An 11621-nucleotide genomic window follows, 5' to 3' on the forward strand; every position below is an offset into this window, starting at 1 on the left:
TGTCACAGTGGTGCAATCAGACTGTGCGACATCGGGCGAGCGGGCGGCGGCGAATCAGAGAGGCATCAGGTCGTGCTTGCGCGGGTTGCGCTGTACCTTCTTGTCACGCAGCATCGTCAGCGCCTTACGGATCTCGAGCCGGGTGGTGGCGGGCTCGATGACGGCGTCGATGTAGCCACGCTCCGCCGCGATGTACGGCGTCGCGATGTTCTCGTTGTAGAAGTTGATCAGCTGCCGGCGGACGGCGGGAGCGTTCTCGCCCGCGGCCTCGATCTGCCTACGCCCGATGAGGTCGACAGCACCCTCCGCGCCCATCACCGCGATGCGGGCGGTCGGCCATGCAAAGTTGATGTCGGCGCCCAACTGCTTCGAGCCCATGACGGCGTACGCGCCGCCGTACGCCTTGCGGATCACGACGGTCACCTTCGGGACGGTCGCCGTCACGAACGCGAAGATGAACCGGCCACCGCGCTTGATGACGCCGATCCGTTCCTGCTCGAGACCGGGAAGAAACCCGGGCGTGTCGACGGCGAACACCAGCGGGATGTCGAAGGCGTCGCAGATGCGGATGAAATGCGCGGCCTTGTCCGAGGCCTGAGCGTCCAGCGCACCCGCCGCGACCAGCGGCTGGTTCGCGATCACCCCGACGGTGCGCCCGTCCACGCGAGCGAAGCCGGTGATGATGTTCAGCGCAACCTGCCCGCCGATCTCGTGGAACTCGCCGTCGTCGAAGATCCGCAGCAGGATGTCGTGCATGTCGTAACCGGCGTTGTCGGCGTCCGGGATGAACGTGTCGAGGTCGCGGTCGGAGTCCGTGATCTCCGGTTCGAGACCCGGGTTGACCACCGGCGGCTTCTCCATGCAACTCGACGGCAGGAAGCTGAGGTACTTGCGCACCCACTCGAACGCGGCCTTCTCGTCGGCCGCCACGTGATGCAGGTTGCCGTACTGGGCCTGGTTCCGGGCGCCACCGAGTTCCTCGAGGCTGACGTCCTCGCCGGTGATCTTCCGGACCACGTCGGGTCCGGTGACGAACATGTACGACTCCTCGGTAGCCACCAGGACGTCGGTGTTGATCGGCGCGTACACCGCACCGCCCGCGCACTTGCCGAGGATCATCGAGATCTGCGGGCACATCCCCGACAGCGGCTCCTGCCGACGGCCGAGCTCCGCGTACCAGGCCAGCGACGTCACGGCGTCCTGCACCCGGGCTCCACCGGAGTCGTTGATGCCGACGCAGGGGCAGCCGATCTTGGCGGCAAACTCCATGATCGCGGCGACCTTGCGGCCGAACATCTCGCCGACGGATCCACCGAACACGGTCTGATCGTGGGAGAACACCGCGACGGGGCGTCCCTCGACGGTCCCGTGGCCGGTGACGACGCCGTCGCTGTACAGGGCGTTGGGATCACCGGGCTGGCGCATCAGGCCGCCGACCTCGATGAAACTTCCCGGGTCGAGCAGCATGTCGATGCGTTCGCGCGCGCTCGGAATGCCCTTCTTCGCGCGCTTGGCGATCGCCTGTTCGCCCGCGGGTTCCTTTGCCGTTTCGAGCTTTTCGCGCAGTTCGGCAAGCTTCTCTGCGGTTGTCGTGGTCACTGATGTGCTCCGGTTCCGGCGGCCTGGATCGCCGCCAGCTTCTTGGTGAGGTCGGCACCGACCTTCGAGATGTACGGCTCGTCGACGATCTGGATGTGATCGCCGCCCACATGGATGATCTCCAGGTTCTTCACCGCCTCGCCCCAGCCGCCGTCCGGCTTCCGGGTCTTGAACGCGGGCTCCAGGTTCATCACGTCGTCGTGGTAGCGGTCGGCCATGTACAGGACGACGTCGCCGTCGTACTGCTCGATCTCGGCGGTCTGGATGGCCCGGTTGTCGAGCCACGACGTGCGCTGGTGCTCGATGATTCCGCCCGGAATCTTGGTGCCACTCAGCTTGAGCAGTTCCGTGAGGATCTTGATCTGCTCTTCGTCGCTCTCCGCCGCAGCGAGCTTGTCGTACGGCAGCGGGTAGTCCACGTTGTACGTCTTCTTCGCGAACGCGGCGTACCGCTGCCAGCGCTTGCGAATCTCGTCCGGGGTGTCCTCGACCTTCTCACCGGCCATGACCGTGTCGATCAGGCCCACGATCCGAACGTCCGCGCCCGACTCGCGCAGCAGCTTCGCCACCGCGTAGGCCAGCACACCGCCCAGCGACCAGCCGTACAGCACGTACGGTCCGTCACCCTGGATCTCGCGAATCAACGGCAGGTACTCGGCCGCCCGGACCTCGATCGGCCCCTCGGTGCGCTCGAACCCGTACATCGGCGTGCCCGCGGGCAGACGCTTCAGCAGCGGCTCGTACGCGACGGTCGAACCACCGGCCGGGTGGAACACGAACACGGGGACGGCGTCGGATCCTTCCGGGCGGGGCCGCAGCGCGCGGACCAGCCCGTCGATCTTGCCGGAATCCTCGAGGAATCCGCGCACCACGTTGGCGAGTTCCTCGATGGTGGTGGAGTCGAGGACGTCGTCGAACGTGATCTCACCGTTCGCGCGTTCCGACAACCGGACCGCCAGCTTCTCGGCCGTCTCGTCGTTCAGGATCGGCAGCGTATTGAAGATGCCCTTGGCGGACTCGCCGGTGACGACGGCCCACGTGGCGAACGTCAGACGCTCGGCGGCGTCGCGCGGCGGAACATCGGAACCGGTCGCGTCGGCGACCGCTTCCTTGCCGTCCACGGCGGCTGCCTCGGGGGCTGCGACCGTCTCCTGGACCGGGGTGGCCGCGAGGATCGCCTCGGCCTCGGCCTCCACGGACGTGTCCTCGGCGTCGAGCGGGGACACGGCGCCCTCGGAGTCACGGTCGGCCTCTGCCGCCTCGGAGTCACGGTCGGCCTCCGCGGCCTCGGAGTCACGGTCGGCCTCCGCGGCCTCCTCCGCTTCCTTCTCGGCCTTCTGCTTGTCTGCCAGCGCCTGCACCTCTTCGCGGTTCTCGACCGCGTAACGCAGGTACTTGGCGACCTCCATGAGGTTCGCATCCTTGACGGCTTGCAGCTGCAGCTGCGGGATGTCGAACTCGTACTCGACGCGGTTCTTGATGCGGACGGCCATCAGCGAATCGAGGCCCAGCTCGATGAGCGGGATCTCGGCGGGCAGGTCTTCCGGGGCGTAGCCCATGGACTCGGCGACGATCAGCGCGAGACGGTCTTCGAGCGTCTGCGAACCGTTCGGGTCCCACCTCTCACCGATGTCCTCGACGACCTCGGGCAGCTCCTCCACCGGGGAGGTCGACTGCACCGGGGCCGCGAAGACGGGCTCGGGCAGAGCCTCGCCGGACGCGACGGCGGCGTCGAACAGCAGCGTGAAGCGCGGGCCGCTCTTCGCGTGTACCTGCAGCGACGCGCCACCCGGATGCGGGTTGAGCGTCGTGGTGAGCGTTCCCTCCGCCGGCGCGTGGGCGTGCAGAACGGATGCGGCGAGCGTCACGTCCGACAGCACCTGCGACGCGGCGGCGGTGACCAGTGCAGGCAGGTCGGTGACCGCGCCGGCCTGGACCTCCCACACGTGGCGGCCGTCGGGCAGCGACACGTGCGCACCCGGGACACGGGTGTTGCCGCTGGAATCGATCCGGGTCTCCACCCAGTACGGCTTGCGGATCCATGCGGTGCGCGGAACGGACGCGAAGTCGCCCTCGGGGAGCAGCGACGACAGGTCGACGGCGTGCCCGTGCACGTACAGCTGCGCGAGCGCGGCGAGGACACCGAGCGGCTCGTCCTCCTTGCGCTTGAGCGTCTGGATGAGCTGCATGTCGTGCAGACCGGCGTCGAATGCGGTGGCGGCCACGGACATCAGTGCCACCGGGTTGGGCGCCAACTCCACGAACGTGGTGTGCCCGCTGCCCACGGCGAGGCGGACGGCGTTGGTGAAGTACACGCTGTGGCGCAGACCCTTGGTCCAGTACTCCTCGCGGTGAATCGGCTCGTGGCCGGCGCGGTAGTACGTGTCCTGGTCGACCGACGAGTACACGCCCAGCTTCAGCTTGGTCGGCTCGATGCCCGCCAATTCCGCGGCCAGCTCGCCCAGCAGCGGATCGACCTGGGAGGTGTGGCTGGCGCCCTTCGTCTTGAGGACGCGGGCCATCTTCTCCTCGCCCTCGGCGCGCGCGACGATGGCGTTGACCTCGGGCTCGGGGCCACCGATCACGGTGTGCGTCGGGGCCGCGTACACGCAGACCTCGAGGTGCGGGAAGTCGGTGAGAACGGTCTCGATCTCGGCCGCGCTGTACTCGACGAGCGCCATCAGACGGATGTCGTCGCCCTCGAGCGTGGCCTCGGCCTCACCCATGAGGCGGGACCGGGCGCAGATCACCCGCACCGCGTCCTCGAGCGGCAGACCACCCGAGATGTATGCGGCGGCAGCCTCACCCATCGAGTGTCCGACCACGGCCTCGGGCTCGGCGCCGTGGTGACGCAGCAGGGCCGCCAGCCCGATCTGGATGGTGAAGATGCCGACCTGCGAGGTCTCGACGTCGTAGTCGATCGCGTCGTCGAGGAACTTCTCCTTCATGGAGTAGCCGGCCTCGTCCTCGATCAGCGCGTCGACCTCGTCGATGGCCGCGGCGAAGACCGGGTTCTCCAGGTAGAGCTGCTTGGCCATCTTGCGGTGCTGCGAACCGAAGCCCGACAGAACCCAGACGGCGCCCTTCGACGACGGCGAATCCGCCGAGAACACACCCTGCCCGGGCTTCCCGGCGGCGATGGCGCGCAGTCCGGTGACGGCCTCGGAGCGAGTCTTCGCCAGGACGACGGCACGCGAGCGGCCGTGGTTGCGGCGGGCCAGAGAGCGCGCGACATCGGCGAGCGGAGTGGTGCTGCCCTCTTCGGTCTCCAGCCAGTCGGCCAGATCCGCGGCGGCACGACGACGACGCGACGGCAACGCACCCGACACCGGGAGCACAACCGTCGGCTCGACAGCCTCTACGGTCTCGACCACCGCTTCCTCGGCGGGAACGACGGTGTCGACAGGCTCGGCCGCTTCGTCGACGGCAGGTCCGGTGTACTCCCGCACGACGACGTGCGCGTTGGTGCCACCGAAACCGAACCCGGACACACCGGCGACGGCCGTGCCCGTGTAGCGCGGCCACGCCGCACCCTCGGGAATGACCTGCAGGTGCGCCTTGTCGAACGCGATGTACGGATTGGGTCCGGCGAAGTTCAGCGTCGGCGGCAGGGTGTCTTCCCGCATCGACAGCACGACCTTGATCAGGCCAGCGGCGCCTGCGGCGGCCTCGAGGTGACCGAAGTTGGTCTTGGCCGAGCCGAGCAGCGCGGGCTTGTCTTCGGCGCGTCCACGACCGACGACGCGTCCGAGTGCGTCGGCCTCGATGGGATCGCCGAGGATGGTGCCGGTGCCGTGCGCCTCGATGTAGTCGACGCCGGCCGGGTTGATGCCCGCGTCGCGGTAGGCGTAGCGCAGGACGTCGGCCTGCGCGTCGGGGTTCGGGGCCGCAAGCCCGTTGGAGCGGCCGTCCTGGTTGACCGCGCTACCGGCGATGACCGCGAGGATCTCGTCGCCGTCACGCTCGGCGTCCTCGAGACGCTTGAGGACGACGAGGCCGCCGCCCTCGGCGCGGATCATGCCGTCGGCGTCGGAGGAGAACGCCTTGATGCGGCCGTTGGGGGCCATCACACCCAGCTGGTCGAAGCCCAGCGTGGCGGGCGGCGCGACGAGCATGTTGACGCCGCCGGCGAGCGCTAGATCCGACTCACCGGACCGCAACGAGCGCACCGCCTGGTGCACCGCTACGAGCGACGACGAGCAGGCCGTGTCGAGGGCGATGGACGGTCCGCGGAAGTCGTAGAAGTAGGACACCCGGTTGGCGACGATGGACGTCGACGTACCGGTCAGCGCATACGGGTGCGCGTGGACGGGGTCGCTGACCGCGAGCAGCTGGTAGTCGTTGGCCGAGCTGCCGATGAACACACCGACCTGCTCACCCTTGAGTTCGCTGGCCGGGATGCGGGCATGCTCGAGGGCTTCCCACGTCAGTTCCATCGCGAGGCGCTGCTGCGGGTCGACGTTCGCGACCTCCAGCGGGGACATCGCGAAGAACTCCGCGTCGAAGGTCTTCACGTCGTCGAGGTAGCCGCCCTGCGTGTTGGCCTTCTCGACGGCGGCCTTGATCTGCGGGTCGGAGGTGAACTCCTCCCAGCGGCCCTCGGGCAGGTCGGAGATGCCGTCGCGGCCCTCCGCGAGCATCTGCCACATCTCGGCAGGAGTCTTTCCCGCGCCGGGAAAGCGCGAGGCCAGGCCCACGATCGCGATGTCGTGCGCGTCCGACGTCGGCACCGACGCGTAGTACGCGGCGTCCGCCGAGTCGTCGAGCTGCTCGGGTTCGCCCTCGATGATGCGGGTGGCCAGCGACGCGATGGTGGGGTGCTGGTAGGCGACCGTCGCGGTGAGCGTGACGCCGACCAATTCCTCGATCTCGCCACTCAGCGCGACGGCGTCGCGAGACGACAGACCGAACTCTTCCATCGGGCGGTCGTCGGTGATCTGACCGACCGGTTGCCCGGTTGCGTCGGCAATCCAGTTGCGCAGCCACTCGCGCAGCTGCGCGACCGTCATGTCACCGGTGTTGCCGGTGGCATTCCCCGTCGCTTCGCTCGCCCCGACCCGGTCATCATCTTTTTCAGCCATCAACTCACCAAGCTACCCGTCAGGAAGTGGACTATTCGGAAACGCTATCGGGGAAGGCCGTCTGCGTGTATCCGCCGCGCAGGGTGCCTTCGATGTAGCTCGCCTTGCACGCGCGGCGGGCGATCTTGCCGCTCGACGTACGAGGAATCGAGCCCGCGGGCACCAGCAGGATGTCGCGCACTGTGACCCCGTGCCTGCTCGACAACGCCGCCCGCACCGTGTCGGCGATGGGCTGGGGGTCGGCCTTGCCCGCACCCGGTGCGCGCTCGGCCACGATCACGAGCTGCTCGGAGGAGTCGCCCGCGTCGTAGTTCAGACCCGAGTGCGTGTTCTCGAACACCACGGCGGGCAGCTGGTTGGCCGGGACCGCGAACGCGGCGACGAAGCCGGGGCGGAGCGCGGTGCTCGCCTCCTGCGCCGAGTACTCGAGGTCCTGCGGGTAGTGGTTGCGGCCGTCGACGATCACGAGGTCCTTGACGCGGCCCGTGATGAACAGCTCGCCGTCGATGTAGACGCCGTAGTCGCCGGTCCGCATCCAGTTGGCGTCCTCGGGCGTGCCCTCCGCGTGGCTGCCCTCGGCGAGCCGGTTGGTGAGCTTGTTGTGGAACGTCTCGGCGGTCTCGTCGGTGCGGCCCCAATAGCCGATGCCGATGTTCTCACCGTGCAGCCAGATCTCTCCGACCCGGTCGTCGGGCTGCTCGATGCGCGACTCCGGATCGACGATGGCGGCCCACTGGCTGCGCGCGACGTAACCGCAGGACACCTGCGGGATGGCGTTCTCGGCGTCCTGGTCCACCTTCACGACGCGACCGGCGTTGAGCTCGTCGCGATCGACGTAGATGACGCGGGCCTCGTCCGAGTGCCGGGTCGAGGACACGAACAGGGTGGCCTCGGCCATGCCGTACGACGGCTTGATCGCCGTCTTCGGCAGACCGTACGGCGCGAACGCCTCGTTGAACTTGCGCATCGACGATGTGGTGACCGGCTCGCTGCCGTTGATGAGACCGATCACGTTGCTCAGATCGAGGCTCTCACCGCTCTTCGGCAGACCGCGAGCGGCCGCGTGCTCGAACGCGAAGTTGGGTGCGGCCGCGAACGTGCCGGCACCGTCCGACACCGCTGCCAGTTCCTTGATCCACCGGTACGGCCGCTGCACGAACGCGCGCGGGCTCATGATGGTGATGTACTTGCCGCCCAGGGCGGGCAGGATGACGGTCAGCAGACCCATGTCGTGGAACAGCGGCAGCCACGTGACGCCGCGCGAGTTCTCGTTGAGCTCGATGGAGTCGACCATCTGCAGCGCGTTGGTGCCGACGGCGCGGTGCGTGATCTCCACACCGGCGGGCACACGGGTGGAGCCGGACGTGTACTGCAGGTACGCGACGTCGTCGAGACCGATCTCGGGGCGCACCCAGGACTCGCCGACGCTGTCGGGGATGGCGTCGACGGCGATGATGCGGGGGCGCTGGGCGGCGGGGAGGGACCGGAAGAACTGTCGAACACCCGCGGCGGAGGAGGTGGCCGTGAGGATGGCGGCAGGCGTGCAGTCACCGAGGACGGCGTGCAGACGGTCGGTGTGGCCGGGCTCGTCGGGGTCGAACAGCGGCACCGAAATCGTTCCGGCGTGGATGGCGGCGAAGAAGGAGATGACGTAGTCGAGACCCTGCGGCGCCAGGACTGCGACACGGTCGCCGGGCTTGGTGACCTGCTGGAGGCGAGCCGCGACGGCGCGCAGCCGGTGGCCGAACTGTTCCCAGGTCAGCTCTTGCGCTTCGCCGTCTCTGTCCCGCGAATAGTCGATGTAGCGGTATGCCAGCTCGTCCGAGTTCTCCCGGGTGTGCCGTTGGACGTAGTCGACCAGCGTGCTTCCCGATTCGAGCCTGATATGGCCCTTCTCGTCGATAAAATCATCGAACTTCGCGTTCATTCCATCTCCTCCGAAGCGATCACACAGGCATGCACCGGCATGACTGCGCCCCAGACTTCCTTCGCCGAATCGGATCTTGTACAACTCGCGGGGAATGACGTAACACGCCACTCACCCGAATAAGTTCATCGATTCCAAACCATCGATATGTTACAGATTGGCATCGCCGCCCTCGGTTCGCTGCGTCTACTCGCCCTTCAGTTGCGAGATGATCGGCGCGAACGCATCCATCTGTGTGGGGAACACACCGACGTAAGACATTGTCGTCTTTTCTCGCACCATACGTATCTGATCGGCGATCTCCTCGAAGCTCCCGATCGCGAGATACGGCGAGCTCAGGATGTCTTCGACGGACAGCTTGGTGTCGACCTCGATGTTGGGCGGGAAGCCCTGATCGAGTGCGGCGAGCGCCATCTCGGCGGTCTGCTCACGGTCGTCGGTGATGACGATGGTGGTGATCGTCCAGTTCAGTTCGATGTCGTCGAACCGGTCACCGGCAGCTTCCCGGATCCGGTCGACGCGCTCCATCGTCTTCTCGAGCGTGACACCCGAGAGCAGGAGCTTGCCTTCCTTACTGGTCGGCGTCGCCACGGAGATGATGTCGGCGTACTTGGCCGCGAGCGCCAGCATCTTGGGGCCGCCGCCGCCGACGGCGATCGGGGGACGCGGGCCCTGACGGGGCCGCGGACTGCCCGTCAGGCCCTTGATCTGGTAGTACTTGCCGTCGAAGTTGCACTCCTGGCCGCGCAGCAAGACGTCGAGGATCTGCAGGGTCTCCTCGAGCTTGGCGATCCGGACGCCCGGGCGCTCGTAGGCGATGCCGCCCTTGTCGAACTCTTCCTTCATCCAGCCGGCGCCGATGCCGAGTTCGAGGCGGCCACCCGACAGCACGTCGATGGTGGCGGCGTCCTTGGCGAGGATCGCCGGGTGCCGGAAGCCGTTGGCGAGGACGGCGGTGCCGAGCCGGATCTTGTCCGTGGCGATCGCGAGTGCTCCGAGAGCGGCGATCGGTCCCACCTGGTTACCCAGGTGGTCGGGGATCATGAAGCTGTCGAACCCGAGTTCCTCGGCCTTCTGCGCGAGCTTGACGAACCGACGCGCGCCGCCCTCGTCCGCGTTGCCCTCTCCGCCTGCCGCGAATCGGAACTTACGCAACGAGCTGGCGTCGGAACTCATGAATAGCTTCTCCTGTGGTGAAACGCCCGCGTTTCAGGACGTGAACATCGGTGGGGTCGGGCACCGGTGATGCCGCAACGTGCAGCACTCTACCGGTGCCGAGAAACGCACACTACCGGCCAGTACGCGTCTCGCCTATCTGTTTGGGACGTTTCACGGCTCACCGACCACGGTGAACCCATCCGCCACAAAATCAACTGTGGGCCGGGGTCGGGGCGGCCTCTATCTTCTCGGCAGCCCATCCGGCGATCCACTGTGTGGCCGTCGTGCCGGAGTCGTCGACGACGTACGAGTTGTACATCGCGTGGACGGGGTTGTTGTTGTACTCGAGCAGACGCAGACCGCTTCCGATCCAGTTGCTCGGTTTCAACGCCTGCGCCGGGGCGTCGCAGATTCCGTCCGTCGGGGCGCAGATCTCGACCGCCCGGTCGGTGAGACCACCGAAACCGCCGGGGCGGGGACCGGTCATGGTGATTCCCGGGATCTGCAGACCGGCCAGCGACAGTTCGGCTCCGACGCCGGTGACCGGCTGGCCGATATTCGTCGCGGTGGCCGGGTCGCGGCGACCGTCGGCGATGAGCCCGACACCCAGTACGAGATCCGCCGGAACAGGACCGTCACCTGCACCGATACTCGACGCGACGTCGCCGGCGATGACCGCGCCCTGGGAGAATCCGGTGAGCAGGAAGCTGGTCAGGGGGCACTCTGCGTGACGACGGATCAGGATGTCGTTGGTGGCGGCCGTGCCCGCGCCGCGGCTGTTGTTGTACGACTGCTGCCCGTCCGGCGGGAAGGCGACCGGGTTGGAGAACTGCGCGACGTACGGAACCGTGTACACGTCGGCGCGCGACGACTCGAACTGCTCCTGCAGCGGCCGCGACACGTTGAGCATCAGCGACGCCGGATTGGCCGACGGGTTGTACGGGTCGTCCGTCGGGCTGGACTCCCACGTGCCCGGGACGACCACCACCTGGACGTCGGGACAGCTCGCCGGCTGGGCGTTGGGGCGTTCGGGACCGGGCGGGGTCGGGATCGGTTTGGGCAGCCGCCCGGCGAGGAGATACCAGAGCGCGATCACTGCGACGAGAATCACCAGCAGGACAACGATCAGCACCATCAGCTTGCGCAGGAGGCTGCTCTTCTTCTTCCGCGTTCCGCGCCCGGTCAACGACATCGGCGTCTACTTGCAGTAGGTCGCGTGGGCGACATCCATGTAGGTCTGGGCGTTGGCCGTCGCCTGCTCCTGGGTCAGTTCCTGACCGGCAGCGGACGCCTCGGTGCCGACCATCGCTGTGACGAACACCATCGCTTCGGCGTCGCTCTTGCCTTCGGCCTTGGCCTGGCAGATGAAGTCGGCGGTGCTCACGGCCATGGTGCCGTCGGCGGCCGGCTCGATGCCCTTGCTCTTCAGCGCGTCGAGGAACTTCTGGCCTTCGGTACTGACCGGGACCTCGCTGGGGCCGGGGAAATCGCCCGGAACTTCCTCGGGCTGCTCCGGCGGCGCCGTCGCCGCCTGACCCGGGCTGGTCACCGGCGCGGAGGCGGAGGCCGAGGCGCTCGCGCTGGGCGCGGCGGACGCTGAACTCTCGGCGGAGCTGGACGCCGCAGCGGACGTCGTGGCGCTGGTGGACGGGTTCGACGTGGCCGTGGAGTCGTCGCTACCGCACCCGACCAACAATCCGCTTGCTGCGACGGCGAGCGCGCCTACCGCGATCGCCCGTCGGAAGGTGGTGCTGATACGTGAGTGCTGCGGCATCTATTTCCGTCCTTGCTTTCCAAGTCGTTGTCTCTCGACAGGGTACAGACGCAGATCGGGCGGAAGCCTGGTCCGCCGGACC

At 67.6% G+C, this 11621-nt stretch carries 6 protein-coding genes; all 6 read right to left on the reverse strand.

Going from position 1 to position 11621, the window contains the following annotated elements:
• Positions 1-54 precede the first annotated feature (54 nt).
• Positions 55-1599: an acyl-CoA carboxylase subunit beta gene (locus ACFWAY_RS03815; RefSeq protein WP_005248832.1), complete on the reverse strand. Its 1545-nt coding sequence runs from the start codon at positions 1597-1599 to the stop codon at positions 55-57.
• A complete protein-coding gene (gene pks13 / locus ACFWAY_RS03820; protein ID WP_378509874.1) occupies positions 1596-6608 on the reverse strand; it encodes a polyketide synthase Pks13 in 5013 nt (1670 codons plus the stop codon). Before pks13 ends, ACFWAY_RS03815 begins: the two co-directional genes overlap by 4 nt.
• 103 nt (positions 6609-6711) lie before the next feature.
• Positions 6712-8607 (reverse strand): long-chain-fatty-acid--AMP ligase FadD32, encoded by a 1896-nt coding sequence (gene fadD32, locus ACFWAY_RS03825; protein ID WP_378454416.1) that lies wholly within the window; start codon positions 8605-8607, stop codon positions 6712-6714.
• A 186-nt stretch (positions 8608-8793) separates the two neighbouring features.
• Positions 8794-9783, reverse strand: coding sequence for an LLM class F420-dependent oxidoreductase (locus ACFWAY_RS03830; RefSeq protein WP_378454417.1), 990 nt, complete (start codon positions 9781-9783; stop codon positions 8794-8796).
• Positions 9784-9976: 193 nt separating this feature from the next.
• Positions 9977-10957 (reverse strand): cutinase family protein, encoded by a 981-nt coding sequence (locus ACFWAY_RS03835; RefSeq protein WP_378454418.1) that lies wholly within the window; start codon positions 10955-10957, stop codon positions 9977-9979.
• Positions 10958-10963: 6 nt separating this feature from the next.
• Positions 10964-11539 carry a DUF732 domain-containing protein gene (locus tag ACFWAY_RS03840; protein WP_378454419.1) on the reverse strand — a complete coding sequence of 192 codons (576 nt, stop codon included), beginning with the start codon at positions 11537-11539 and terminating at the stop codon, positions 10964-10966.
• Positions 11540-11621 lie beyond the last annotated feature (82 nt).

The organism is Rhodococcus sp. NPDC059968, from assembly GCF_042738615.1.
GTDB lineage: Bacteria > Actinomycetota > Actinomycetes > Mycobacteriales > Mycobacteriaceae > Rhodococcus_F.

Coding starts and splice junctions, on each gene's coding strand:
- pks13 (WP_378509874.1), bottom strand. CDS start 6,608: ATGACGGTCGCGCAGCTGCGCGAGTGGCTGCGCAACTGGATTGCCGAC.
- ACFWAY_RS03835 (WP_378454418.1), bottom strand. CDS start 10,957: ATGTCGTTGACCGGGCGCGGAACGCGGAAGAAGAAGAGCAGCCTCCTG.
- fadD32 (WP_378454416.1), bottom strand. CDS start 8,607: ATGAACGCGAAGTTCGATGATTTTATCGACGAGAAGGGCCATATCAGG.
- ACFWAY_RS03830 (WP_378454417.1), bottom strand. CDS start 9,783: ATGAGTTCCGACGCCAGCTCGTTGCGTAAGTTCCGATTCGCGGCAGGC.
- ACFWAY_RS03840 (WP_378454419.1), bottom strand. CDS start 11,539: ATGCCGCAGCACTCACGTATCAGCACCACCTTCCGACGGGCGATCGCG.